The following is a 26,305-nucleotide window of genomic DNA, read 5'->3' on the forward strand; positions in this document are numbered from 1 at the left end:
TTGTTTTTAAAGCGATTATTCGTGATATCCATACTCATCGAATGCTTCGCGAACGTCGAAATGTCAGTATCATAGACGTTCTGCCGCTTACCAGAATGAGTGAATCCGCCCGCTATGACCGACCAAACTGCACTATTTTCGCGGCTTACTTCTACCCTTGCTGATGACAGCCGCACGCCACTGTACAAACGCTTTGCCACTGCAATCAAAGATGCGGTGCGTGATGGTGTGCTAGTGCATGAAGAGATCCTGCCGAGTGAGCGTGACTTCAGCCAGTCGCTGAGCATTTCGCGTATTACCGTGCGTAAAGCTATGGACGCGCTGGAAAAAGAGGGCATGGTGTTGCGCTCGCGTGGCTACGGCACGCAAATCTGCAGCCAGTTCGAGTATTCGCTTAAAGAGCCGAAAGGCTTGTCGCAGCAAGCGGTATTGCGTGGTAAAAAGCCCGACACCGTGTGGATTAACAAAAGCAAAATCCATTGCGATGCAGCAATCGCTGAGAAATTGGGGCTGGACAAAGGCAGCGACGTCTATTTGCTGAAGCGCATTCGTTATGTCGATCAGCAAGCGGTGTCGGTGGAAGAATCCTGGGTGCCGGCGCGCTACATCGCTGATGCGGATGCGATTGGTATTTCGCTGTACGACTATTTCCACCAGCAGCAAATTCTGCCGGTAAAATCGCAAAGCAGAGTGAGTGCTCGCATGCCTAATGAGGCGCTGCAGCAGCAGATCGCCCTACCCGACAACGTACCTGTTTTGGTGATCAAGCAGCTGGCGTTAGATGCGCAGGGCAATCCGCTGGAGTACAGCATTAGCTACTGTCGTAGCGATATGTATGTGTTTATTGCGGAGTAAAGCGCTGCTGCCAGTAAGCTGTTAACGTGGCGCGATCGGGCGCGCAATCCCCGCCGCGTTGTGACACCACATAAGATGCCACCGCGTTGCCCAGCGCGACGCTTTCTGCCAGCGACCAACCCGAAGCTAAACCCGCCAGTAATCCACCCGCGTGGCTATCGCCTGCACCGATGGTATCGACCACTTTTGTCGGCAGCGCCGGCATCCAGCCCTGTGTTTCCGCGTTAACGAAACCGGCGCCTTCGCTATCAAGTCGCACCACCATCGCGCCATCGAATCGCTGCTGCCAGCACGTCATTAACAGATGTGCATCAAAGGATTTTGTTTGATTCAAACGTTCATGCCACAGCAGTTCGGCTTCCTGTCTGTTCACTGTAATCAGTGGATGGCACGCCATAACGCGTTCGAACTGCGCATCACCGATATCCGCCAGACGCGGACCGAAATCCACCAGCAGCTGATACGGCTGGCTTTGCTGCTCCAGCCAGGCGATCAGCACATCACCGCTTTTGCTGGTGAGCTGATAGCCGGAAAGGTAGATCCAGCGATTGGCCGGCTGCGGCAACGTGTTCAGCAGCGCTGCATCCCACTGATTTTCTACGCCGCTCACTGACAGAAAAGTACGCTCACCGTCGGGCTCCACTAACGCTAAACACCAGCCATTATCGCCTTTCGCCGTTTCAAGCACGCTGTGGATGCCATATTCCGTCAGCTTCTGCCGCACAATGCTGGCCCAAGTGCCGTTGCCGAGCGGCAGCGCATTGATGGACGGGATGCCAAGCCGGTGCAGCGCAATCGCCACATTCAGCGCGCAGCCCCCCACGTTGACGCCCTGCTGGTGGAGCTCAATATCGCTGCCACGATGGGGCAACGAGTAAGCATCAGCAATCACATCCACCACCGCCGCACCAATCACACACACCGGCAGGCGGCCTTCAAGTCTCTTCAGATCATCAGGCGTTAGCATAAGCGGCCTCGCGCTGCTGGCGGAAACGCGTAAATGCGGCGCTATAACGGCTGAAATCCAGCGCGTTAGCGGCATCCAACTCGGCTTTCAAGGCAACGTCGATGCTGTCGATGCCGTGCAGCGCACCGCAAATGGCCACCGCCATCGCCCCGATGGTATCGGTATCGCCGCCGAGGTTAGCGCAAAGGATCGCGCAACGATTGGGATCGGTCTCGGCCAATTCCACCATCGCAATCGCCGCCGGTACCGATTCAATGGTGCTGGTGCCGGTGCCCACCAGATCGTAAATCTGCTGCATGATGGATTCCACGCCCCTGCCCTGCGAGACCACGCTTAACGCCAGTTCGAGGCGTGACGCCATCGAGGCGCTAAAGGTGGTAACACGCTTTTCCTGCGCCGCGCGAGCGATCGCGGGCAGTTCATCGCGAATCGTTGCCCAGCTGGCACCGTCAATGGCGCGTGAAACTGCCCACGCAATCACCGTCGCACCGGAAATCGCGACATCCGATTTGTGCGTAGGGCTCGACGCCAGTGCGACGGCATCAATGAAAGCGGATAAATCGCGTGCTGGCAGCAGACAGCCAAGCGGTGACACACGCATCGCTGCGCCGTTAGTCGTGCCGTTATTTTCCAGCTGCGACACCGGCGTGCCGGCTTTCATAGCTTTGAGCGCGATTTTTGAGGTCGGTCCAAGCACATTCTTGTTGAAGGCATCAAACGACTCGGCCCAGTGCAAAATATTCGCACCAATGGTTTCGGCGTTGATCTCGCCATCGTGAGTGACGATCGCATCAGCCAATGCCAGCGCCATCGAAGTGTCATCGGTAAAGGCCGCACGGCCAAAGTAGCAGGCGGCGTTGTTTTCAGCCGGGCCTGGCAGGAAGCGATCGATCCAGCCAAAGTGCTGCTTCACGCGTGAGCGCGGCCACAATTCCGATGGCATGCCCATTGCATCGCCCAGCGCCTGGCCGTAAAACGCGCCTAAAATCCGTTTTTCCTGCGTTGTCATCGTCATGGTGAAATCCCTTATTTATGGCTGTCAGCGGTTGCTGAATTTTCGAAAACGGTAAGTTCATCGCTGCGTTTTTTGCCATCGCGGAACAGGACGATAAAGGCGATGGTGATCATTACGATCATTACGCTGCCAAACATCCACATGCCGGCCCAGTTAAAGGTCTGGCCGTTGCGGGGTTGGTCGTAGGCGAACATTTCCTGCATCAGATAGCCGCCAAGGCGATAACCGAGCAGGCTGCCGATACCCTGACAGGCCAGCGTGATCAGCCCTTGCGCGGCATTACGCATTGCCACCGGCGCTTTCTTATCTACGTAGATGTAAGCGGTGATGAAGTAGAAATCGTAGCTGACGCCGTGCAGCAGAATACCCATGAACAGCAAGCCGTAAGTCAGCATGTTTTGATCGCCACCGAACACAAAGAACACATAGCGCAGTGCGGCGGTGGTTAATCCCAGCAGCAGCACTTTGCCGATGCCAAAGCGTTTGATGAAGAACGGCAGCGCCAGCAGGAAGAAGATTTCCGAAACCTGGCCGAGCGTCATCCAGCCGGTGGCATGTGGCAAACCGACTTCCGTCAGATAGCCTTCGGCAAAGATGTAGTAAAACGCCAGCGGCATACTGAACAGGAAGGAGCAGACGAAGAACACAAGGAAGCTGCGATCCTTCAGCAGATGCAGCGCATCCAGACCAAGCGCCACGCGCAGGCTAAATTTGCCGGTACTTTTCGGCTCGGTGGCGGGCAGCGTCAGGGCAAAAATGCCCAGTAACAGCGAGCTTGCGGCGGTGATCAATAACGGCACGTTGCTGGCTGAGATATCGCCATAGCCCAGCAGCGGCGGCAGGAAACCACAAACGATGCCGGACGCGATCCAGCCAAGTGTGCCCATGACGCGAATGCGCGGGTAATCACGCTCCACATCCGCGACGTGCGAAAACGCGATGCTATTGGTTAAGGCGATGGTTGGCATGTAAGTGAGCGCATACAGCAGCAGCAGCGGGAAGAAACCGCCGAAATGCGTTTGCTGGGCTGCGAAGAACATCAGAATCGATCCAACGATCGTCAGCAGCGACAATACTTTTTGCGCCTGGAAGAAGCGATCGGCCAGCGATCCGACAAGGATCGGTGACAGGATGGCGGCTATCGAAGTACAGGCGTAGCACCAGGCGATCTCAACCGGCGAGAAGCCGTTTTTACTGAGAAATGCCCAGAGCGGCACAAACCATGCGCCCCAGATAAACCACTCAAGAAACATCATGAACGATAGTTTTGGGATTGTTGTTTTCATTTAAAAGGACTCCCCGGTGTAGGTGGAGGCAAATCTAACACCAGAAATAATACCTTTATAATACCACTGGCGGATTTTTTGAACTGGTCCACAACATTTTAACCGATGTGGAACGGTCTGAGATGGGAGCTAACTGGATGCGGGGATGGAAATGGGGGCGCGAATGATGCGCCCGGTGATACTTAGCGGCGGTTTTTCCAAACCGTCTGAATGTTGCAGAATTCGTGGACGCCAAAGCTCGACAGTTCGCGACCATAGCCGCTCTTCTTCACGCCACCAATCGCTACACGCGGATCTGATGCGCCATTGCCGTTGATAAATACCGCGCCGGTCTCCAGTTTTTCCGCCAGTTCGTTGGCCAGCGCTTCGTTGCCGCTCCACACTGTTGCACTCAGCCCAAATTCGCTGTCGTTAGCCAGCTCTAAGGCATGTTGTGCATCATGAGCGACGGTAATTGCAGCAACCGGCCCAAAGATTTCCTGCTGGAAAGCGGTCATGGCTGGCGTGACATCGGCGAGGATCGTCGGGGCGTAATAGTTGCCTGGGCCGTCGATCTTATGGCCGCCTAATACCAGACGTGCGCCTTCCTTGATGGTCTGCTGCACCTGATTATCCAGCTCGTCACGCAGATCGTAACGCGCCATTGGTCCGATGTAGGTATCTTCTGCCAGAGGATCGCCGATCTTCAATGCCTGCACCGCTGCGCTGAAACGCGCTTCAAACGCTTCTGAGACACTTTCTTCAATGATGAACCGCTTGGCTGCCATACAGACCTGTCCGGTGTTCTGATAGCGTCCTATGACCGCTGAGGCCACTGCAGCATCAAGGTCTGCATCCGCCAGCACGATGAAAGGATCCGCGCCGCCCAGCTCCAGTACAGTTTTCTTCAGTACCGCACCGGCTTGCGCTGCAATTGCACCGCCTGCACGCACGCTGCCGGTTACCGCTACAGCGGCAATACGCGGATCTTTGATCGCCGCCGAAACGCCATCGTTATCGACGTTGATCACGGTAAAGCCGCCTTTAGGCAGTTCGGTGGCGTCAAACAGTGACTTCATCAGGTTGGCGGATCCCATCACACTTGGCGCGTGCTTCAGCACATAGGTATTGCCCGCCAGCAGCATGCTGACTGCGCCGCGCAGAACCTGCCAGTAAGGGAAGTTCCATGGCATCACGGCAAGGATCACACCAAGCGGACGAAATGACTGCCACGCTTGCTGGTTTTCCACCAGCGTGGGTTTGTCGGCAAGGATCGCCGGGCCGTGCTCTGCATACCAGTCACAGAGATTGGCGCATTTCAGTACTTCAGCACGTGCCTGAGTAATAGGTTTGCCCATTTCCAGCGTGGCCATGGTTGCGAGCTCATTCTGACGCTGGCGAATCTGTTCTGCCAGTTGACGCAGCACTTTCACTCGCTGCGGCATTGCGGTATAGCGCCATTCTGCATAAGCATGAGCACTTTGCTTCAATGCGGCTTCCAATTCGGCTGCGCTCTGCAGCGGATAGGTTGCGAGGATTTCGCCGGTGGTAGGGTTACGGGAGATAACGTTGTCAGTCATGAAAGATGTCCTCGTCATAAGTGATGTGATGTTCGATGAAGTTCACTTTACGCCGGGATATAGTTTCTTAAAAATGAATAATAATGAGGAAGTTGTTCATTTAAGGAGAAGCTGAGGGATCCTGATCGCCTATAACTGATAATTTGGTGGGATCAAACAGGATGTTATTGCGATGGGGCTGTTTTAAACATTTTACCGGTCTAAAGCCGCTTCAGTCCTGGCGTTATTAAGTTATACAGTGAATAGATCTTAAAGAAAGATCATATAGAGATCTTAAAGAGATCCTAAGAGATCCCCGATCGTCGCAGGCCGCACCCCACAAGGGCTCAGAAGGTGATCGCGTTCACTATAATGAGTAAAGTGTTCACTGGAGTCAGTAGTTTATTCACTATAGAGAGTAGAATGTTCACTATAAACAGTGTTAATGTTCACTGTAATCAGAAAACGACCCTTTTCATCCACAGAATGAAGATCTCAGGCTATGGCAGATAAAGAGAGTGAAAACAAGGCGTTACTCGAGCCTTTTCTGTCGGTGACAAAAAACAGCGGTGAAGTTATTCAACTCCACCCCAATAAAAACAACACCGTACAACCGGTCGCTTTAATGCGCCTGGGTCTGTTTGTTCCAACATTGAAATCCACCGCGCGCGGTAAATCAGGCGCGATGGCATCGACCGATGCAACGAAAGAGCTAAAGAATCTTTCTTTAGTGAAATCAGAAGGTTATGAAAAGATTACCATTACCGGCGCAAGGCTGGACATGGATAATGATTTCAAAACCTGGGCCGGTATTATTCAATCTTTCTCGCGATATCCCTCAAAGGGCGACACCGTGACGCTGCCGTTTATCGATTTCGTTAAGATGTGCGGGATCCCTTCGGCAAACTCTTCAGCAGCGCTACGTAAGCGCTTAGATGCCTCCCTTCGACGCATTGCGACCAATACGTTGTCTTTTGAAGGTAATGGCAAAGCCTATCACACTCACCTTGTGCAATCGGCGTATTACGACCGTGAAAAGGATCTGGTGCGCATCCAAGCCGATCCAAAGTTATTCGAGCTCTATAATTTCGACCATAAAGTGTTACTGCAGCTGCGAGCCATTTCACGTTTGAAGCGTAAAGAATCGGCTCAGGCGTTGTATACCTATCTCGAAAGTTTGCCAACGAATCCGGCGCCCATCTCTCTGGCGCGTTTGCGTATGCGTTTAAACCTGGGCTCGAAAACCACCACGCAAAACCACGTGGTGCGACGTGCGATGGAGCAGCTCAAAGAAATCGGCTATCTCGACTATTCGGAAGTGAAACGCGGCCGCTCGGTGTTCTTCATCATCCACAGCAGGACGCCAAAACTCGACGGCATCAGCAATCTTGAAAGTATCGATTCGCTGGAAGATATCGAGTTTGAAGAGTGATCTTGCCCGTTCACTGTAGTCAGTAATCCCCTTCAAGCTGTGTCACTTTTTGAGCAGAAGTGACACATGCTCTTCCGCTAACATTCACTGCAATCAGCTGTCCTCGCGTCATGCACTGTAATCAGCAACGTTCACTGTAATCAGAAGCCTTCTGCTTTTGCTATGTCTTCTGCGATGTCTTCAACCGCGTTGTGCCCTTTCTAAGGTACTTTTAAAGATAGTGAGTACTTACAAGGGCGGTAACGCTTCACTCAGATTCCCTTTTCACTGCCTTTCTACTGATCACAGTGAACGTTTGTTCGAGCGTTCGCTTTCACTGATTACAGTGAATGCTAATCACAGCGCTGCGTGCTGAATACAGTGAACGATCAAATGCAACGTTATGATTTATAAGTATCAACAAAGCCTGTTCCAACGTAATTCACTGTAATCAGCAGTTTAACTGTTAATACAGCCAGTAAAAGTGACAGGGTTGGTCACAACGCTGATTACAGTGAACGTTTGGCCTGTCTTATGACTACAGTGAACGAAAGTGCGGGACGTTTCTACTGGGGCTTATATTCTGTTTTAAGCGCACGTCACGCTGTCACTGATTACAGTGAACGTTACCAACTCGTCCCCTGCCCTGCCGGGTTTGCAGCATGAAACAAACTCACTCAGCGCGTCTTGTTTACTGAATACAGTGAACGTTAGGCGTTTAAGTCAGCAGCGTGTTTCACTGATTACAGTGAACATCAGCGTCACACAATTGGAATCAAGTAAGCCGTTTAACGTGATGCGTGACTGATTACAGTGAATGTTGAAGACAACATTCTGAGCATTTCGCTGTATTGCTTATGGCGATTTTAGGCACATCAATTTGTCGGCAAATGACGCTCTACTGAATACAGTGAACGTTCTGCTCAGCTTCATAACTTTTACTGATTACAGTGAATGTTCTCTCAGTCTGGCCGATTTAACTTACTGATTACAGTGAACGGGTAATCGAAGCGCTGACTTCTGCTGATTACAGTGAATCTTTGCCGATGAAGAGTACAAGGCTTTTACTGATTACAGTGAACGTTTGACGTTACGTGAAAAAGTCTTTGGGATTTACTGATTACAGTGAACATTTCACCAGCCTGATACTCATCGTTGTTCTCTCGCCTGCATTCAACTTCCACGCATCATCTACTGATTACAGTGAATCTTCAGCTACCGCTTGCTGATTACAGTGAACCTCTTACTGATTGCAGTGAATGTTGCTAATCGATGCTCATCAGCTTACTGATTACAGTGAATGTTCCAGCATTTCAGCCGCAACCACCCTTCTTTTCTCTTTTTAAAAAGAGAAACCCGCTACTGACTACAGTGAAGCTTTGTCCCAATGAACAATAAATCGGCGGTTCAAAATCGTACAAAAATCTGTAATGGCTGAATAACGATCGCTGATTACAGTGAATCTTTGCGTTAAACCGCTCTTAATCAAGGTGTTTTCACATAACTTATTCTTCCTGTGTAGAAGAGATATATTTGCCTCGTGTGCTGGATTTATGTATAAAGTCATAAATCCTACATGTGTGGAGCAAGTATGGCTAACGATGAGAAGCAAGTTCTGAAGGTCGCACAACGTTCAGAAAGAATGCTGATGAACCTGACTGAACAGATTCAGGCGCAGAAAGAAGAGTTGCGGGAAAACACGTTCTATCAGGTTTACGCTAAAGCGGCGTTAGCCAAACTGCCTAAACTAACGCGTGCGAGCGTGGATTACGCTGTCAACGAAATGGAAGAGAACGGTTATCCTTTCGATAAGCGTGCTGCGGGCAGCTCAACCAAGTATGCGATGTCGATTCAGAACATCATCGATATCTATCATCATCGCGGTGTTCCAAAATACCGCGATCGCCACCATGAAGCCTTCAGCATCTTTGTCGGCAACCTCAAAGGCGGCGTTTCAAAAACGGTCTCTACCGTTTCGCTGGCACATGCCTTACGTGCGCATCCGCATCTGCTGTTTGAAGATCTGCGTATTCTGGTCATCGATCTGGACCCGCAATCATCCGCCACCATGTTCCTGAACCATCAACGTTCAGTGGGATTAGTGGAAGCGACCGCCGCACAGGCGATGCTGCAGAACGTTAGCCGCGAAGAGTTGCTTAACGAATTTATCGTTTCATCGATTATTCCGGGCGTCGATGTACTGCCGGCTTCAATTGATGACGCCTTTATTGCCTCGCGTTGGGAAGAGTTGTGTGCCGCTCACCTGCCCGATCAGAATATCCACGCGGTGCTGTATGACAACGTGGTGGCCAAGCTGAAGAAAGATTATGACTTTATCTTTATCGACAGCGGCCCGCATCTTGATGCCTTCCTGAAGAACGCCATTGCTGCTTCAGACTTACTGATGACGCCGGTGCCGCCCGCGCAGGTGGATTTCCACTCCACGCTGAAGTACTTAACGCGTTTGCCGGAGTTGATTGGCATCATTGAAGAATCGGGTGCAGCCTGCCGTTTGCAGGGCAACATTGGCTTTATGTCTAAACTGTCGAATAAAGCGGACCACAAACTGTGTCACAGCCTGGCGAAAGAGATTTTTGGCGGCGATATGCTTGATGCTGCATTGCCGCGTCTGGATGGCTTTGAGCGCTGCGGAGAGTCGTTTGATACGGTTATCTCAGCCAATCCATCAACCTACGTGGGCAGCACCGAAGCCTTAAAGAATGCGCGTTCAGCGGCGGAAGATTTCGCGAAAGCCGTATTTGACCGTATTGAATTCATTCGCCTGAACTGAGGTTACTATGAGCGCAAAAAGAATCACCATTGGCCGAACCTTCAGCCAGACACCATTGCAGACTGAGGAAAGCGCCGATGGCCATTCTCAGACATTTATTCTGGCGACGGGTAAACGCGCCCTGTTCACACTGGAGCACATCCCGGCGAAGGAAATTGAAGAGAAAACCTTCGTTAAGATGGAAACCAATGGCCGCGATCAGTCTGGCCTGACGCCAGAATCGCTGCGCGACATCATTCGCACCATCAAATTGCAGCAGTTTTTCCCGGCGATTGGCGTAAAGCGTGACGATCGCATTGAGATTCTCGATGGTTCACGTCGTCGTGCAGCGGCTCTGCACTGCAAAACCGGGCTGGATGTGCTGGTCACTGACGTCGCTATCTCGGCGGAAGAAGCGCGTCGTTTAGCGCAGGATATTCAGACCGCACGTGAGCACAATCTGCGTGAAGTAGGCATGCGTTTGCTGTCGCTTAAAGAGAGTGGATTGTCGCAGAAAGAGATTGCGCAAAGTGAAGGCTTATCGCAGGCCAAAGTAACGCGTGCATTACAGGCTGCGAGCGTGCCGCTCGAGCTGGTGACGCTGTTCCCGAATCATTCTGAGCTGACCTATCCTGATTATAAATCGCTGCTGCAGGCGTATGAGAAGTTGCAGGAAACCGGACAAACGGTTGATGCCCTGATCGATACTATCGGTATGGATGTTGATACTGTATGTGCGCGTGATGGATTGGCCGAAGACGAAGTAAAGAATGGCATCCTGCGTTTAGTGCGTAACGGCAGCCAGACGCTGATTCAGTCACCGGCGAAAGACAAAACCGTGGCGACGCCTTTGTGGAGCTTCGCCGATAAAGACCGCTTTGCGCGTAAGAAAACGCGCGGACGCATGTTCAGCTACGAGTTTAATCGCCAGTCAAAAGAGTTGCAGGAAGAGCTGGATAAGGTGATTAACGAGACGCTCAATAAGTATCTTAATCAGTAAGTGAAATGCCGCCTTCGGGCGGTTTTTTTATGCCCTTCTCAAAGCCTCGCCAACGCAATTTCATCGCTAACTGTATGAAATATCGATTGTCGCTGCGTAAATTTCAGCCTGAAATCGCCACAGTTTCAGCCAGCAGCCAAAAGGTATTCGTTAATAAATCACCAATACCGATTAACTAACTGCAGCCAATTTAACCAGCTGTGCGCTAAAGCGGCAACAGCCAGTCACAGCAGAAACACCGTCAATACACCGAATGAAATTTCATCTGCTCGCCTAAGTGATTTCATGGCTAGTAATATGAAATGTAAGGAGTTTTAGATAAAATTTCAGGCTGAAATCGCCAATTAAGCCTGTAATTTCAGCCATCATCAAAAGTCCCTAAGCGAGATTAGCCAGATGATATTCAATGATTTATCCACAGAAAACGTGGATAACTTTCAAGACTAACCTTACTCAATCAACGCCAGCGCTGATGAAAATTGCCAGACCGCATCGCGCACGCGCACCGGTTTATTAATCAGCCCCAACACATAAAAGCGATCGGCGATGGTCTGCTGCTCTTTGATTACTTCGAAGGCCATCGCACGTGTTTTGTGGCTGCGGCGAGTCAAGGCACGTTCAACTGATGCGATTTCCAATCCAAGCTCCTGAGCCAATAACATTGATGCTTCGTGGCGATGGCTATCGATGAACAAACCCGTTTGTTGCAAATTCTCCACCAGCTGTCTGAGGATGTCATCGTGCTGTTCAACGTAATCACGCCGCGCCAGATAGAATTGATGATTACGTACGCGCCCTTCACCATTAACCAAAATCCGCAGCTCGGGATTGCTCTCCGCAGCGCTAAGCAGCGGATCCCACATCATCCACGCATCAACCGAGAGATAATCACTGGCGGTCAGCGGATATTTCGGCGGCGTATACACCACTTTGAGTTCATCCAGACCAATGCCCGCTTCCTCCAGTAACTGCAGCAGTAGCCAGTGAACGTTCGAGCCTTTATTAACCGATATGCGCTTACCGCGCAGATCGCTGATGGTGCGAATATCGCTGTCATGCGGTACCACGATGCCAACGCTGCTCGGCGCTGGCGGCTCCCAAGCGATATAAGTAACCGCATTGCCACTCGCCTGGGCGAAAATCGGCGGAACTTCGCCGGTGGTACCAAAGTCGATTTCGTTGTTTTGCAGTGCATACAGTAGCTGCGGCCCGGCGGGAAACTCACTCCACAACACGCTAATGCCTTGCTGAGCGAAACAGTGTTCAAGGCTCTGACGGGCTTTTAACACCCCGAGATTGCCAAACTTCTGATAGCCAATGCGCAGCTCACGCTCCAGCGTCCCGTGCACATTGGATGTCGATGCCGTTACCGGCGCTTTGCGCCGTCCTTTAATCATTCCCTGATTCGCCAGATGCGTGCGCAAGGTGTGGCGGCTGATACCTAATAGCGCCGCGGCCTGGGTTTGATTCTGATCTGTCATCGACAGCGCATTGCTAATCAGGCTGCTGATAACGCGATCAAACAGTTGTTGCGGCTGGCTGGTTAGCTGCTGCTGAAGAAAACTGTCGAGCGTTGAATCGTTGGACTCGCTAAAACCATGTTCACTGTAACCAGCAAGTCGCAGCTGTGCGGGCGTCAGCGTCTCTTCGCGGCTCAGCAATACGGCGTTATGTAGTGTGTTTTCAAGTTCACGGATATTGCCGGGCCAGCTGTATTCGCGCAAAGCTTCAAGCGCATCAGGCGAAAGACGCCGTGCCGGGCGGCCTAAACGTCGTGCGTAGAGGGCGAGGAAGTGTTGCGCCAGCAGCGGAATGTCTTCACGACGCTGACGCAGCGGCGGTAATGGCACCACCGCAATATTCAGGCGATAGAACAGATCTTCGCGGAAGCGTCGCTCGCGAATCGCCTGCGCCAAATCCACATGCGTAGCCGCGATAACCCGCACATCCACCTTGATTGCTTTACGCGAGCCCACGCGCGTAATCTCACGCTCCTGCAGCACACGCAGCAATTTAACCTGCAGTGAAGGGCTCAGCTCGCCAATCTCATCCAGCAGCAAGGTGCCGCCTTGCGCTGATTCAAACCAGCCGGGATGTGACTGCGTCGCGCCGGTAAAAGCGCCTTTCTCATGGCCAAACAACTCGGCTTCAGCCAGGCTTTCCGTCAGCGCGCCGCAGTTAACCGCGAGGAAAGGGCCGTGACGTCGCTGGCTGTGATGATGCAGATAGCGCGCCACCACTTCTTTACCTGTGCCGGTTTCGCCGACAATCAGCACGGTGGCATCTGTGGGCGCGAACTTATCCAGCAGCGATTGAAACGCCAGAGAAGCGGGATCGACTAAGCGCGGTGAATCGGTGGGATTATAGGTGGTTAACATGGCATTGAGTCCTGTAACGAGCATATCGTTAACCTAAATGCTCACGCTGACTATTAACACCATGTAAAAAGCATAAGCAGTTGCATATGCAGCAATTGCTGTTGCGCCAGAGTCGCAAATGCAACTGTTTTGGTTGACGGCGACAAGGCTAACCGCCTGAAATACGGGGATTCGCGCCCGTTAACAACCTGGCACGCTTTCTGCTAACAGCTATATAACCAAATAAGCAGTTCAAAATGATCATTTTTTAATAAAGTTATATAGGAAAAGCATAATGGCCGATTCCGCGAACGATAAAATTAATGTCTTCTGGTTTTTACCGACGCACGGTGATGGACGCTACCTCGGCACCACGCAAGGCGGACGCCCGGTCGATTTACCCTACTTACAGCAAGTGGCGCTCGCCGCCGACAATCTTGGCTTCTATGGCGTATTAATTCCTACCGGCAAAAGCTGCGAAGATTCCTGGCTGGTGGCCTCTGCGTTAGCGCCGATCACCAAACGTCTGCGCTATTTAGTGGCGGTGCGTCCTGGCCTGCAGCCGCCAACGCTGGCAGCCCGCATGGCGACCACGCTTGATCGTCTGTCTGAAGGGCGTTTATTGATTAACGTGGTGACCGGCGGCGATCCGATTGAGAACAAAGGCGACGGCATTTTTCTCAACCACAGTGAACGTTATGAAGTCACCAAAGAGTTCCTCGACGTCTACAGCCGCCTGATGCGCGGCGAGAAAGTGGATTACGAAGGCAAACACATTCACGTTGAAGGCGCAGAAGTGCTGTTTCCGCCGGTGCAGGAAAAGGGGCCGCCGCTCTATTTTGGTGGTTCATCGGAGGCGGCGATTGATGTAGCAGCGGAACAGATCGATACCTATCTCACCTGGGGCGAGCCACCAGCGCAGGTTGCCGAGAAGCTGGAAGTGGTGCGCGCACGTGCAGAACAGCGCGGACGTAAGCTGGAATACGGCATTCGTTTGCATGTGATTGTGCGCGAGACCGAAGAAGAAGCCAAAGCGGCGGCAGATAAGTTGATTGGTCATCTTGATGAAGAGACCATCGCGCAGGCGCAGAAAATCTTTGCGCGTATGGATTCCGCCGGTCAGGCACGAATGAGCGCGTTGCACAACGGCTCGCGCGACAACCTCTATATCTCGCCAAATCTGTGGGCGGGTGTGGGTCTGGTGCGCGGTGGCGCGGGCACTGCGCTGGTCGGCAGCCCGGAGCAGGTGGCTGAGCGTATCCGCGAATATCAGGCGCTGGGTGTCACCAACTTCATTCTGTCCGGTTATCCGCATCTGGAAGAAGCGCATCGCGTGGCCGAATTACTGTTGCCGCTGCTACCGCTGGCTAACGCACAGCAGCAGCGTGAACGCACCATTAACACCGGCCCGTTTGGTGAAACCATTGGCGGCGATAAGCGTCCGTCAAAACAGACGAGCGCCAGCTAATGCAGGAGAAGGCAATGGCACGGGTAATCATTGTTGGCGGTGGCTTTAGCGGCACAGCGTTGGCGATTCATCTCGCACGAACCTCATCGAGCAGATTACTGATTACAGTGGTCGAACCGCGCGCCAACCTCGGCGGCGGCGTTGCCTATTCCACGCAGGAGCCTGCGCACCGCATCAACGTACCCGCTTCGCGCATGCAGTTAAGCGGTGAAGAGCAGGGCGCGTTTGACCGCTGGTATCGCCAACAGCCGGAATGTTCACTGGACTCAGTAGCGCACTGTGAAGATGGCGCGGTCTATCCGCAGCGCAGCCTGTTCGGTCGCTATCTGGCAGAACAGTTTGCGCAAGCTGCGCAGGCGTATCCGCACGTCACGCTGCGCCATGTTCAGGCCAGCGCCGTGGCCTGGGAAGGCGAGCAGCTGTTGCTCAGCAACGGCGAAACGTTGCGGGGTGATGTACTGGCGTTAGCGATCAGTCATCCGCCACCATCGTTGCCGCGTGCGCTGCAACCGTTCTCGGCGCATCCGGCGCTGATTGCCAATCCGTGGCAGCACGGCGTATTAGACGCTATCGATCCTCAATCCTCGGTGGCGATTATCGGTACCGGCTTGAGCATGGCGGACGTGGTGGCTTCATTGGGCAGCAGACAGCATCACGGCCCGTTAATCGCCTTCTCGCGCCGCGGACAGCTCTCACGCGATAACCTAAGCGGTGAGTGGCCGGAATGGACGTTAGCCCCGCAGCAAGCGTCCAGCACACGTCTGTGGCTGCGACATATCCGCGCAGAGGTTGCGCGTGCCGCTGAACAGGATTTGCCGTGGCAGCGCGTGCTCGATCAGGTGCGCGTGCAAGGTCAGGATATATGGCAATCGCTGCCGCTGCGCGAGCAGCAGCGCTTTGTCCGTCATTTGCGCTCGTGGTGGGATGTGCATCGCTATCGCATCGCGCCGCAGGTGTCAGCGGTGATCAGCGCACGTCGTCAGCAGGGCAGTCTAAAGGTGCTGGCCGCGCGCCTTAGCGACATCTCCTATGTCGGCAACCAGCTGGACATCATGCTGCGCACGCGCGAGGGTGCCAGCGAAACCCATCGCCTCGATCATCTAATTGTCACCACCGGTCCCGGCCATGAAGCCTTAACCGCCAGCCAGCCGCTGCTACAGTCGCTCAGCCAGCAAGGGTTAATCCGCGCTGACCTGCTCGGTTTTGGTATTGATGTCGACAGCCAGTCGCACACGCTTAATGTTACCGGCCAGCCCAACGCGCGACTGTTTGTCGTCGGTCCCGCTGCGCGTGCGCGCTTCGGTGAACTGATGGGATTGCCGCAGGTTGCCGATCACGCCGCCGCTGTGGCGAAACATATTTTACAAGAACTGCAAATCGCTCCCGCCGAGCGATGTCCCCCTTCAGCGCTTTAATCTCTCAACATCCTAAAAATTAACTGACGAACGCCGGGTCGTAACACGATCACGGCCTCGCTATGGAGATTGCTATGCCATCGCAACGTGAAATTCGCTTGAACGCATTTGATATGAACTGTGTCGGACACCAGTCGCCGGGCCTGTGGGCGCATCCGCGTGACCGTTCCTGGCAGTATAAAGATCTGGAGTATTGGGTCGATTTGGCGTGCCTGCTGGAGCGCGGCAAATTTGACGGCCTGTTTATCGCTGACGTGCTCGGCGTCTACGACGTACTCAACGGCAACGGCGATGCGGCGATCCGCCAGGCGACGCAGGTGCCGGTCAACGATCCGTTAGCGCTGATTACGCCAATGGCGCTGGTCACCGAACACCTCGGCTTTGGTCTCACGGCGTCGCTGTCGTTTGAACATCCCTATCCGTTTGCGCGCCGCTTATCCACGCTCGATCACCTGACCAAAGGCCGCATCGGCTGGAACATCGTCACCTCGTATCTGGAGAGCGGGGCGCGCAACATTGGGCACAAAACCCAGACCGATCACGACAGCCGCTACGATTACGCCGACGAGTATCTGCAAGTGGTGTACAAGCTGCTGGAAGGCAGCTGGGAGCAGGATGCAGTATTGCGTGACCGCGAACGCCGTATCTTCAGCGACCCGCGTAAAATCCATCCCATCAATCATCAGGGCACTTTCTTCAACGTGCCGGGCATTCACCTGTGCGAACCGTCACCGCAGCGCACGCCGGTACTGTATCAGGCGGGCGCATCGAGTCGTGGCAAACAGTTTGCCGCAGAACATGCCGAATGCGTATTTGTTGCCGCGCCGTCGAAAGTGCTGCTGAAGAAAACCGTCGCCGATATTCGCCGCCGCGCGGCGGAAGCGGGGCGCGATCCTTACAGCATCAAAATCTTTAATCTGCAAACCGTGATTGTTGGCGAAACCGATCTGGCGGCGCAGGCGAAATGGAAAGAGTACACCGGCTGGGTCAGCTACGAAGGCGCGCTGGCGCTGGTATCAGGCTGGACCGGTATCGACTTCGGCCAGTATCAGCCGGATCAGGTGCTGAAATATATCCACACCAACGCCATCCAATCGGCGGTCGAAACCTTCTCCACCGCCGATCCAGATCGTCAGTGGACGGTAAAAGCGCTGGCGGATTGGGTCGGTATCGGCGGTTTTGGTCCGCTGATTGTTGGCAGTGCGGAAACTGTCGCGGATGAGTTGCAAAGCTGGGTTGAAGAGACCGACGTAGATGGCTTCAACTTCGCCTACGCACTGACCCATGAAACCTTTGAAGATGTGGTGGAGCTGCTGATCCCGGAGCTGCAAAAGCGCGGCGTCTACAAAAAAGAGTACGCGCAGGGCACGTTGCGCGAGAAGTTATTCTCCGCCGGCCCGCAGCTGCAAGCACCGCATCCGGGCGCGGGCTATCGCGTTAAATCCTCCACGCCGCAGGAGGTCTTATGATCGAAATAGATCAGCTTAGCAAACACTATCGCGCGCCCGACGGCCGCATCACCGAGGTGCTGAAATCCATCAGCCTGCAAGTACCGCAAGCCAACATCACCGCGGTAGTTGGGCCGAGCGGCGCGGGTAAATCGACGCTGGCGAAGTGCATCAGCCTGCTAGAGCAACCGAGCGCCGGCAGCATCCGCGTTAACGGCAGCGATCTTTCTCGTCTGGATGGCGAAGCGCTGCGTCAGGCGCGTCGCTCAATTGGTACCGTGTTCCAGTCTTCCGCGCTGCTGCAACGCAAAACCGCGTGGGAGAATATCGCCTTGCCGCTGCACTATCTTGGCGTGGTGGATCGCGATATCGCCGCGCGCGTGGGCGAACTGCTCGATAGCGTCGGCCTCAGCCACAAAGCCAAAGCCTATCCGGGCCAGCTTTCTGGTGGTCAGCGGCAGCGTATTGGTATCGCGCGTGCGCTGGCATTGCGCCCGTCGGTGTTGCTGGCGGATGAAGCCACTTCAGGGCTCGATCCCGAAGCCACCGTCACCGTGCTCGACCTGCTGAAAAAACTGCGTGATGACTACAAGCTGGCGATTGTGCTGATCACCCATGAAATGGACGCGGTGCGTCAGGCGGCAGATGCGGTAGCGGAAATTCGCGACGGCCAAATCGTGCAGTACGGCGTGGTGAAAGAGCTGCTGGCGCAACCCGATTCGCTATTGGGACAGCGCCTGTTCCCGCTGGCGGCGCAGGCGGGCGATGCCGAACTGGTGTTGCAGCTGAGTTATCGCACCGATGTGCCAGTCGCCAGCGACTGGATTTCGCGCCTCAGCCAGCAGTTTGGTCTGCGTATTGATCTGCTCGGCGCGCACGTTGAGCAGGTGAATGGTCTGCAAGCTGGCCGCCTCAAGGTGGGCATTCACTATCAACAGGAACGCGTGCCGCTGGCGCGTTTGCTATCGCAGCTGGAACAGCTGGGCTTAGTTGCCAGCGTTTCCGGCAGCGTGCTGCTATTGCGGGAGGCGGTATGAGCGTATCAGTGATGAGTCAGGATACGCCGTGGCCAGACATCCCGGCGCTGATGTTGCCCGCTCTGGGCGAAACCGCATTGATGGTGGCGATCGTGATGCTGTTCGTGATCACGTTTGGCGGCATCGTCGGCGTGGTGCTGTTCAACACCTCGGTGCGCGGTCTGTTTCCGCATCGCGGAATTAATAGAGTGTTGAGCTGGATCGTCAACATGGGCCGTTCGCTGCCGTTTCTGGTGCTGATGGCGGCCATCATTCCGTTCACCTTCTGGCTTACCGGCACCACCATCGGCATTCCTGCCGCCGTTGTGCCGATGATCGCCGCGGGTATTCCGTTCTTTGGCCGTTTGGTGGACAACGCGCTGCGTGAGCTGCCCGATGAAGTGACGGCGGTCGGCTTGGTGTGCGGCGGTTCGCGCTGGCAGATCATCCGCTCGGCACAACTTAGCGAAGCGCTGCCGGCGATTGTGGCGGCAGTGACGCTCAACCTGATCTCAATGATTGAGTACTCCGCCATTGCCGGCACCATCGGCGCGGGCGGTATCGGCTATCTGGCGGTGGTGTACGGTTATCAGCGCTTCGATAATCACATCATGATCGCCACCATCGTGGTGCTGATCGCCTTAATTCAAACCATTCAATTTCTCGGCGACCGTTTGGTCACCGCATTACGCCATCCTCAGGGGACATCGTTATGACAACACAAGATTTCGAGCTGCGTAAAACCCGCCGCTGGCCGTGGCTGCTACTGATTATAGTGGTCGTTTTACTTGCAGCAGGCGGCTGGTTCTGGCGCAGCCAACAGGCGCAGGCGGTGGTCTTTGGCACCACGCTGAAGGTGCATTTTGAACCGGCGATGGCGGGCGAGCAGAAGCTGATTGAATACGTTGGCGAGCACATCGCGCCCGATTACGGCCTGAAGCTTGAGGCGGTTGGCGTGCAGGATCCGGTGCAAGCCGACCGCGCGGTAGCGGAAGGGCAGTATGCCGCCACCGTATATCAGCATCAGTGGTGGCTAAAGCAAGTGGTTGATGCCAACGGTTTTGCGCTGACCTCAACGCTGCCGCTGTTCCAGTGGGCGTTTGGCATCTACTCCGATCGCTACACATCGGTAGCGGATCTGCCGCAGGGCGCGACCATCGTGGTGCCGGATGATGGCGCCAATCAGGGCCAGGCATTATGGTTGCTGGCGCGTCAGGGTTTAATCACGCTCGATCCCAACGTCGAGCCGCGCACGGCCAAACTGAAGAACATTGTCGGCAATCCGCACGGTTTCGTGTTTAAAGAGCTCGATTTGCTGACCATGCCGCGTGCGCTCAACTCGGTGGATGCGGCGATTGGTTACGTCTCGCAATTTGATGCCGGTAAAGTGCCGCGCGAAAAAGGCATTCTCTTCCCGCCTGCGCCGCGCACTTTCGCCTCACAGCTGGTGATTGGCACGCCTTATCTGGACCAGGAAAACATCGAGAAGCTGAAAAAAGCCTTCTCCGATCCGCGCGTCCAGCAGTGGTTAAAGACCACCGACGATCCGCTGGTAAAAGGCGTGTTGGTGCCGGTCTCAGCCGAATAAATTGTTGTTGTTTGAACACCCGGACGCGTCAGGCGCGCCCGGGTTTTTGTGTTGGCTAAAAACCATTTATCTAATTGATTTTAATGTAAATTAATATCAAGAATTGTTGTTTTGGCGCAGCCAGAAAAACGCTTATAACAACCTCACCTGCACTACAAAACAACAACGTGAGGCGTTATGAGTTCTCTTCCTTTAGAAAACACCATTCCGGTTTCCGAACCGGTACGTTCGGTCAGTGATGTGGCAAGGCTGATAAACACTCGCACCAAAAATGACAACTACGCGCGCATGATTGTGTTCCTCGCGCTCGGCGGCGTGTTCCTCGACGCCTACGATCTCACCACGCTGTCGTACGGCATCGATGATGTGGTGCGCGAGTTTCAGCTCTCGCCGCTGCTCACCGGCTTAGTCACTTCCTCAATTATGGTTGGCACCATCGTCGGCAATCTGGTGGGCGGGTGGCTGACGGATAAATATGGCCGCTATTCGGTGTTCATGGCCGACATGCTGTTCTTTGTGGTTTCAGCGATTGCGGCGGGGTTAGCGCCGAACGTGTGGGTGCTGATTGGCGCGCGCTTCCTGATGGGCGTGGGCGTCGGCATCGATTTGCCGGTGGCGATGTCATATCTGGCGGAGTTCTCCAAATTCGCTGGTAAAGGCAACAAGGCATCCCGACTCGCAGCCTGGTGCCCGATGTGGTACGCCGCCTCAACGCTGTGCTTCCTGCTGATCTTCGCGCTCTACTTCCTGCTGCCGAAAGAGCATCTTGACTGGCTGTGGCGCGCGTCGCTGCTGTTCGGTGCGGTACCGGCGCTGCTGATCATCGCGGTGCGCAGCAAATTCATGAACGAATCGCCACTATGGGCGGCGAATCAGGGCGATCTGAAATCCGCGGTGCGCATTCTGCGTGATTCCTACGGCATTCACGCGCACGAAGCGGAACACGAAGCGCCACCGGCTGCTGCGGCACCGAAAGTGAGTTTCCGCGTGCTGTTTGAGAAGCCGTGGCGCGAACGCACCATCGTCGCGGGCGTGATGAACATCTGTATCTCGTTTGAATACACCGCCATTGCCTTCTTCCTGCCGTCGATTCTGGCGCAGTTCCTCGGCGCGGGCGTGTTTGAAACCATCTCGGCATCGCTGGGACTCAACGCGCTGTTCGCCTTTACCGGCGGCCTGCTTGGCATGCGTCTGGCGTGGAAATATCCGTCGCGCCACGTCGCGATTGCTGGCTTTGCCCTGCAATTCTTTGCGCTGATCGCGCTGGCGTTAATTGGTCATCCGCAAGCCATCGCCGGAATCGTCTTTGCAGTTTTGATGCTCGGCTTGTGGCTGTTTGCCGAGGGCTTCGGGCCGGGCGCGCAGCTGATGGTCTATCCAGCGCTTTCCTATCCAACCTCGATTCGCGCCACCGGCGTGGGCTTTAGCCGCGCACTTTCCGGCATCGGTAGCGCGTTAGCGCTGTTCATTCTGCCGATTCTGCAGGCCGCGCTCGGCACCAACATGTTCTGGGTGGTTTCGCTGGCAGCGATCATCCCGATCTTCTTCCTGCTGGCGGTGCGCTACGAGCCCACGCTGCATGACATCGACGAACTTTCACATCAGGAGTCACCATGAGTTTACTGGCAACAGGCACCGATTATGAGGCGCTGGCGGCGCACTTCCGGCCGATCTTCGCGCGCATCGCTGAAGGAACGGTGGCGCGCGAGCGGGAACGTACCTTGCCGCATCAACCAATTAGCTGGCTGAAAGAGGCGGGATTCGGCACGGTGCGTATTCCGCAAGAGAAGGGCGGTTGGGGCGCATCGCTGCCGCAGCTGTTCCAGCTGTTAACCGAGCTGGCAGAAGCCGACTCGAATCTGCCGCAGGCGCTGCGCGCGCATTTCGCTTTTGTCGAAGATCGATTGAATCAGCCGGATAGCGCGGAACGCGATCGCTGGTTTGGCCGTTTTATTGATGGCGAGCTGGTGGGCAGCGGCTGGACGGAAATTGGCACGGTAAAACTCGGCGATGTCATCACGCGTGTTACGCCAAACGAAAGCGGCTGGACGCTGAGCGGCGAGAAGTTTTACAGCACCGGCACGCTGTTCGCCGACTGGATTGATGTCTATGCGCGCCGCAATGACAATCAGGGCGACGTTATCGCTCTGGTGAACACTCACCAACCCGGGGTGACGCGTGAGGACGACTGGGACGGCTTTGGCCAGCGCTTAACCGGCAGCGGCACCACGCGTTTCGCTAACGCCCATGTCGAGCAGGAACACGTCTACGATTTCGCCACCCGCTTCCGTTATCAAACCGCTTTCTATCAGCATGTCTTGCTGGCCACGCTGGCGGGAATTGGCCGTGCGGTGGCGCGCGACGGTGCGCAGGCGGTGGCGGCGCGAAATCGGGTTTACAGCCACGGCAACGGCGGCGCTGTGCGTCAGGATGCGCAGATTCTGCAGGTGATCGGGCAAATCACCAGCCTGGCGTTTGCGGTGGAAGCCACGGTGATCCGCGCGACACATTCACTGCAATCAGCATATGTTGCCCACGTCAGCAACGATGAAGCGCAAATTGCCGCCGCGAATGTGCTGGCCGAAGCCGAAGCGGGGCAGGCGCAGGTGATTGCCAGCGAGCTGGTGACACGCGCCGCCACCGAGCTGTTTAACGCACTGGGCGCATCGGATACGCGCGTCAGCAAAGCGTTGGATCGTCACTGGCGCAACGCGCGAACTCTGTCATCACATAATCCGGTGGTGTACAAAGCTCGTGATATCGGCGACTGGAAAGTGAATGGCACCGCACCCACCAGTGTGTGGCAGATTGGCAGCGGCGAGGGCTGATAAAACCCGGTGCGCATAAATGCGCACCGGGCATGCAAGGTCGCTATTCATGACGACCTGGTTGTTGGTAATGACTTACTTCTTATCCAGCGACCAGGTCGCGCTGCGCACATCCACTTTCACCGGCAACAGACCCACGCGCGTAAAGGTATCTGCTAACGCCTGCTGCTCATCAAACACCTGCGGCGACATGCGTGACGCGCCGTAAGGCAGACGTTTAATGGTGGTTTGCCAGATGGATTTATCCAGGCCGGTTGATTTCGACAGAATCGCTGCCGCGTCATCCGGGTTCTTGTTGGCCCAATCGCTGAGTTTGCTCAACTCATCGACAACCTGTTTCGCAGTATCAGGATGACCTTCCGCGAACGGACGGCTGGCGAGATAGAAGGTGTAATGTGGCACTAATCCTTCCGCATTGCGGATTTCACGCGCACCGGCGTTGGCTTCCACTTCGGCAAGGTACGGATCCCAAATCACCCATGCATCAATCGCGCCTTTCTGGAAAGCCGCGCGTGCATCGGCGGGCGGCAGATACACCGGCGTCACGTCTTTGTAGTTAAGCCCCGCATCTTCCAGCGCTTTCACCAGCAGATAGTTAACGTCAGAGCCTTTGTTCAGACCGACGCGTTTACCTTTCAAATCCGCCACGCTCTTAATCGTGGAATCTTTCGGCACCACGATGGCTTCGGTTTTTGGGTTAGCCGGGGAATGACCGAGATAAATCAAATCGGCTTTCGCGGCCTGCGCGAAGGCCGGCGGCGCATCGCCGGTTGCCGCCAAATCAATGCTGCCGACATTTAAGCCTTCCAGCATCTGCGGACCAGCCGGGAACTCCACCCAGCGGATAGCGATGCCTTCCTTCTTAAAGGTTTCATCCAGCGTGCCGCGATATTTCAGCAGGGCAAAGATGTTGGCTTTCTGATAGCCGATGGTGACGGTTTCTGGGTTAGCGGCAAAGGCGTGTGTGGAGATCAGGCCAAAGCTGAGAGCTAAAGCGCTCAGGACAGGAAGTTTTGCTTTCATGATGATTCTCGCGTGGTTTTTTTGCCACCTTAGCAAAGCCCTTATATAACCAATAAATAACTAATTTTGATCGCTTATAACTATTATCTATGTGATCTGGATCATTCACTGTAATCAGCAATCACGTTCGACATTTCCATAGATGCCCATATAATTAGCACGGTAATAATTTGTATAACAAATCAAAATGCCATTACCAAAAGCTTCTGTCAGGATAAGCAATTCCGCTGCCTGCATAAGGTTTTACCCGTTCTATGAAGTGGTTTTCACGAAGCGCAGTGCTGTTTTCTGCCAAAACCTGTCTTGCTGCCTTTCTGGCTTTTTACATTGCTCTGGAACTCAATCTCGATAAACCGGCCTGGTCACTGACTACAGTGTACGTTGCCTCGCAGCTCTATTCGGGATCAACGGTATCGAAATCGGTTTTCCGTTTCTTCGGCACCTTACTGGGCGGCCTGTTTACCTTGCTGATCTATCCCGCCACGGTGCAGGATCCGCTGCTGTTCAGCCTGTGCATCTCACTTTGGGTAGCGGTTTGCCTCTATCTCTCGCTGCACGACCGCACGCCGAAGAGCTATGTGTTTATGCTGGCGGGCTACAGCGCGGCGATCATGGGTTTTCCCGATGTGGTATCGCCCTCGGCCATCACCTACACGGTGATCTCGCGTGTTGAGGAGATCACTGTCGCCATCGTCTGCAGCAGCCTGGTGCATCGCCTGCTGTGGCCGGTCTCGATGCGCAATCTGTTAGAGCAGAGCGTGAACCTGTGGTATCAGAACGCGCGCAAGCTGTGCAGCGAACTGGTTACGGCGATGCCCGCTGAGAAGTCGGTGGAGCGCGAAGATATCCTGATTCAGATGGCCAACTATCCGCTCAACGTCGAAACGCTCATCACGCACTGCGTGTATGAAGGCGATGCCGCGCGGCGTCTGGTGCGCTTAGTCAGCGTGCAGTATCAGCATCTCTCCTATTTCATCCCCACGCTGACGGCAATCGAATCGCGCCTCAATTTGCTGGCGCAGCAGCAAATCCGTTTTCCCGACCATATCGCAGAGGTGTTTCAGCAATTTTTGCTATGGCTAAACGGTGAAGAGCAACTGCCGGTGCGCGACCAGCTCAGCCACGCGCAAGAGCAGCTGAAACGGGCGTGGCAACAGGGCAGGCTCAACAGCGAAGAGAGCATTCTGCTGATAGGATTGCTGGAGCGCTTACTCAATTTTGTGCGCATCGTCGATGCCTATCAAAGCGTGAGCGAACGCGTTAGTGAATGGACGCCCACGGTGAAAGCCGGAAAGATGGCGCGTGCGCATAAACACGTCGATAAGGGATTGTTGCTGCTGTCGTCGTTCACCGCCTTTATCGCCACCTTCGTCACCTGCGTATTTTGGATTGGTAGCGGCTGGGTGGATGGCGCCACCGCGCCGATGATGGCTGCGGTGCTCTGTTCCTTCTTTGCCGGCATGGATAGCCCGATTGCGCCGATGAAGCTGTTCCTGAAAGGTGTGCTGATCTCCGTGGTGATCAGCCTGCTGTATATCACCTTGCTGATTCCGCAAGCGGTGACCTTCGAAGCGCTGGTGATCTGCCTTGCGCCGGGCTTGCTGGCGTTGGGATTGGTTATCGCCAATCCCTCGACCAACCTGATTGGTCTGATTGTCGCCACGCAGATTCCCGGCTTGATTGGCATGAGCCACAACTTCAAGCCCGATCTACAGCTTATAGTGAATGCTATCCTTTCGACGCTGGTGGGCATTACCTTCGCGGTGGTGATCACAGCGCTGATCCGCAACAAGCGTCCGTCGTGGACCGCCAAACGCGCGGTGCGCAAAGGCATCCGCGAGCTGCTGCAGTTTATCGCGACGGTGCGGCTCAACAGCGTCACGCTGACCGCGCGTCAGCAGTTTGTTTCGCGCACGCTGGATAAGGTCAACATTATTCTGCCGCGTAAGCGTGTCGATCCGGTGCCAGAATTGGTCTCCGGCGGTAATCTGATTGCCGAAGCCTGGCTGGGCGCAAACTGCTACGACTATTACACGCGTCATCGTGAGCTGCTGCTGGCGCATCACATCGAAAGCGCGGCGATGTTCCATGAGCTGAGCCAGTTTCTCAAGCGCCGGTTAAAATCGCTGCAAACCACGCCGCAGCCGGCATTGCTGGCGGAACTAAACACGCTGTTGCTGCGGCTGGAAGCGGCGGCGCTGCAGGAAAATACGCTGTTTGCGCCGATGTTCCACTTGTTTAATATTCGCTTCTCGTTGTTTCCTGCAGCGCGCTGGCCGGAAAACCATTACAGTGCTGAGCAGCATGTTTAAAACGGAGT

At 54.6% G+C, this 26,305-nt stretch carries 19 protein-coding genes; 13 read left to right on the forward strand and 6 right to left on the reverse strand.

Features of this window, described 5'->3' with window-relative positions; translation table 11 throughout:
* Positions 1-114: 114 nt before the first annotated feature.
* Entirely contained in the window at positions 115-855 is a 741-nt protein-coding gene (locus tag K5Y32_RS11785) for a GntR family transcriptional regulator (protein ID WP_222183972.1), read from the forward strand.
* Here K5Y32_RS11785 and K5Y32_RS11790 read toward each other — a convergent pair.
* The 4 genes from K5Y32_RS11790 to K5Y32_RS11805 all read right to left on the reverse strand — a co-directional run bounded on the left by K5Y32_RS11790 (position 842) and on the right by K5Y32_RS11805 (position 5,682).
* Positions 842-1,822 (reverse strand): PfkB family carbohydrate kinase, encoded by a 981-nt coding sequence (locus K5Y32_RS11790; protein ID WP_222183974.1) that lies wholly within the window; start codon positions 1,820-1,822, stop codon positions 842-844. The two genes, K5Y32_RS11785 and K5Y32_RS11790, sit on opposite strands and share 14 nt — an antisense overlap.
* Positions 1,809-2,831, reverse strand: a complete 1,023-nt coding sequence (locus K5Y32_RS11795; protein ID WP_222184325.1) for an ADP-ribosylglycohydrolase family protein — start codon at positions 2,829-2,831, stop codon at positions 1,809-1,811. The genes K5Y32_RS11790 and K5Y32_RS11795 overlap by 14 nt, the downstream gene beginning before the upstream one ends.
* A gap of 17 nt (positions 2,832-2,848) precedes the next feature.
* Positions 2,849-4,123, reverse strand: coding sequence for a nucleoside permease (locus K5Y32_RS11800; RefSeq protein WP_222183976.1), 1,275 nt, complete (start codon positions 4,121-4,123; stop codon positions 2,849-2,851).
* A gap of 182 nt (positions 4,124-4,305) precedes the next feature.
* Positions 4,306-5,682 carry an aldehyde dehydrogenase family protein gene (locus K5Y32_RS11805; protein ID WP_222183978.1) on the reverse strand — a complete coding sequence of 459 codons (1,377 nt, stop codon included), beginning with the start codon at positions 5,680-5,682 and terminating at the stop codon, positions 4,306-4,308.
* 481 nt (positions 5,683-6,163) lie between these two features.
* Here K5Y32_RS11805 and K5Y32_RS11810 point away from each other — a divergent pair, with 481 nt between their 5' ends.
* The 3 genes from K5Y32_RS11810 (at position 6,164) to K5Y32_RS11820 (ending at position 10,842) form a co-directional block, all read left to right on the forward strand.
* Positions 6,164-7,093: a RepB family plasmid replication initiator protein gene (locus K5Y32_RS11810; protein ID WP_007886110.1), complete on the forward strand. Its 930-nt coding sequence runs from the start codon at positions 6,164-6,166 to the stop codon at positions 7,091-7,093.
* 1,570 nt (positions 7,094-8,663) lie between these two features.
* Positions 8,664-9,863, forward strand: coding sequence for an AAA family ATPase (locus K5Y32_RS11815; RefSeq protein WP_222183980.1), 1,200 nt, complete (start codon positions 8,664-8,666; stop codon positions 9,861-9,863).
* A 7-nt stretch (positions 9,864-9,870) separates the two neighbouring features.
* Complete coding sequence (locus tag K5Y32_RS11820) at positions 9,871-10,842, forward strand: ParB family protein (protein ID WP_110867047.1); 972 nt, start codon at positions 9,871-9,873, stop codon at positions 10,840-10,842.
* 449 nt (positions 10,843-11,291) lie between these two features.
* On the opposite strand, the gene K5Y32_RS11825 is transcribed toward K5Y32_RS11820, so the two are convergent.
* Entirely contained in the window at positions 11,292-13,220 is a 1,929-nt protein-coding gene (locus K5Y32_RS11825; RefSeq protein WP_222183982.1) for a sigma-54-dependent Fis family transcriptional regulator, read from the reverse strand.
* A 274-nt stretch (positions 13,221-13,494) separates the two neighbouring features.
* On the opposite strand from K5Y32_RS11825, the gene ssuD reads away from it, so the two are divergent.
* From ssuD to K5Y32_RS11865, 8 genes are all read left to right on the forward strand, one after another.
* Positions 13,495-14,667, forward strand: a complete 1,173-nt coding sequence (gene ssuD / locus K5Y32_RS11830; protein WP_101761167.1) for an FMNH2-dependent alkanesulfonate monooxygenase — start codon at positions 13,495-13,497, stop codon at positions 14,665-14,667.
* Between the two features lie 14 nt (positions 14,668-14,681).
* Complete coding sequence (locus K5Y32_RS11835) at positions 14,682-16,082, forward strand: FAD/NAD(P)-binding protein (RefSeq protein WP_370635101.1); 1,401 nt, start codon at positions 14,682-14,684, stop codon at positions 16,080-16,082.
* Between the two features lie 74 nt (positions 16,083-16,156).
* Positions 16,157-17,551 (forward strand): LLM class flavin-dependent oxidoreductase, encoded by a 1,395-nt coding sequence (locus K5Y32_RS11840; protein ID WP_222183985.1) that lies wholly within the window; start codon positions 16,157-16,159, stop codon positions 17,549-17,551.
* Positions 17,548-18,567: a methionine ABC transporter ATP-binding protein gene (locus K5Y32_RS11845; protein WP_192235401.1), complete on the forward strand. Its 1,020-nt coding sequence runs from the start codon at positions 17,548-17,550 to the stop codon at positions 18,565-18,567. Before K5Y32_RS11840 ends, K5Y32_RS11845 begins: the two co-directional genes overlap by 4 nt.
* The gene (locus tag K5Y32_RS11850) at positions 18,564-19,262 is read left to right on the forward strand and encodes a methionine ABC transporter permease (protein WP_222183987.1); all 699 of its coding nucleotides are present in this window, start codon (positions 18,564-18,566) and stop codon (positions 19,260-19,262) included. The genes K5Y32_RS11845 and K5Y32_RS11850 overlap by 4 nt, the downstream gene beginning before the upstream one ends.
* Positions 19,259-20,134, forward strand: coding sequence for a MetQ/NlpA family ABC transporter substrate-binding protein (locus tag K5Y32_RS11855; RefSeq protein ID WP_192414680.1), 876 nt, complete (start codon positions 19,259-19,261; stop codon positions 20,132-20,134). The genes K5Y32_RS11850 and K5Y32_RS11855 overlap by 4 nt, the downstream gene beginning before the upstream one ends.
* 177 nt (positions 20,135-20,311) lie before the next feature.
* A complete protein-coding gene (locus K5Y32_RS11860) occupies positions 20,312-21,751 on the forward strand; it encodes an MFS transporter (RefSeq protein WP_222183989.1) in 1,440 nt (479 codons plus the stop codon).
* A complete protein-coding gene (locus tag K5Y32_RS11865; RefSeq protein WP_222183991.1) occupies positions 21,748-22,962 on the forward strand; it encodes an acyl-CoA dehydrogenase family protein in 1,215 nt (404 codons plus the stop codon). Before K5Y32_RS11860 ends, K5Y32_RS11865 begins: the two co-directional genes overlap by 4 nt.
* A gap of 75 nt (positions 22,963-23,037) precedes the next feature.
* Here the strand turns inward: K5Y32_RS11865 and K5Y32_RS11870 are convergent, their stop codons facing one another.
* The gene (locus K5Y32_RS11870; RefSeq protein ID WP_222183993.1) at positions 23,038-23,985 is read right to left on the reverse strand and encodes a sulfonate ABC transporter substrate-binding protein; all 948 of its coding nucleotides are present in this window, start codon (positions 23,983-23,985) and stop codon (positions 23,038-23,040) included.
* A gap of 254 nt (positions 23,986-24,239) precedes the next feature.
* Here K5Y32_RS11870 and K5Y32_RS11875 point away from each other — a divergent pair, with 254 nt between their 5' ends.
* Entirely contained in the window at positions 24,240-26,297 is a 2,058-nt protein-coding gene (locus K5Y32_RS11875) for an FUSC family protein (protein WP_222183994.1), read from the forward strand.
* Positions 26,298-26,305 lie beyond the last annotated feature (8 nt).

It is taken from the genome of Pantoea sp. DY-15, assembly GCF_019795935.1.
Lineage (GTDB): Bacteria > Pseudomonadota > Gammaproteobacteria > Enterobacterales > Enterobacteriaceae > Pantoea > Pantoea leporis.